General features: G+C 41.7%; 2 protein-coding genes. Both read right to left on the reverse strand.

Annotated features, from left to right (window positions below):
• Positions 1 to 57: 57 nt before the first annotated feature.
• Positions 58 to 342, reverse strand: a complete 285-nt coding sequence (locus tag N8M95_RS09170; protein ID WP_120769979.1) for a TIGR04197 family type VII secretion effector — start codon at positions 340 to 342, stop codon at positions 58 to 60.
• A gap of 4 nt (positions 343 to 346) precedes the next feature.
• Positions 347 to 703, reverse strand: a 357-nt coding sequence (locus N8M95_RS09175) for a DUF5082 domain-containing protein (RefSeq protein WP_261117084.1), incomplete at its 5' end; no start/stop codon positions are given.

Raw genomic sequence — 703 nt, forward strand, 5'->3', positions numbered from 1 at the left:
TTCCACTTGAACAGAGGTAATATCATCAAATTTTATCTTGTAACTCATAGAACCTCCCTACTGCAAGCCAGAAAACATTGTTTGTCCCAATACAGTATCTGTACGGGCCAACTCTTTTCCTGTAGCGGACATCAAGGCGATGTCTGTTCCCAATAAGGACGTATAGCTCGTCATCAACTGATAGAGCTCATTGAATTGTTCCTGATACAAATCGAGCACCTTGGATTCCGATGTCGTGTTGAAGTTTGGCTTACTCACTCCAGCCAAACTAGCCTGAGCCTTGGTCAAACTACTGATGTGCGCGTTAAACAGAACCTCAGATAATTGAATCGTTCCATACATGACCTTACCCCTCCTTCGTATGTAGTAGCTTCTCGATGAAATTTCCCAGATTGTTAATCTGACTTTGGCACCAACCAATAATACCATGTTCTTCATTCTTTTGATTTTCCAACCTAGTGATTTCATCACAGATGGCATCATAGAAGGTATTCATCTCCGTTTGAAAACTCGTGTAGTCACTAGAGAAGGTTTCCCACTGCTTGGTGAAATCATCCTTTTGTTTGCCTTGCCATTCAGGCTGAATATTTCGGTGCATGATGGGATACTTGATATTGTGAACATTTTGTTGGATTTCCCCTACAGACTTCTTGGCCGTACGAAGACGTTCCAATTTTTCATCGATGGAAGTAATCCGTGATTG

It is taken from the genome of Streptococcus mitis (assembly GCF_946190325.1).
Lineage (GTDB): Bacteria > Bacillota > Bacilli > Lactobacillales > Streptococcaceae > Streptococcus > Streptococcus mitis_CF.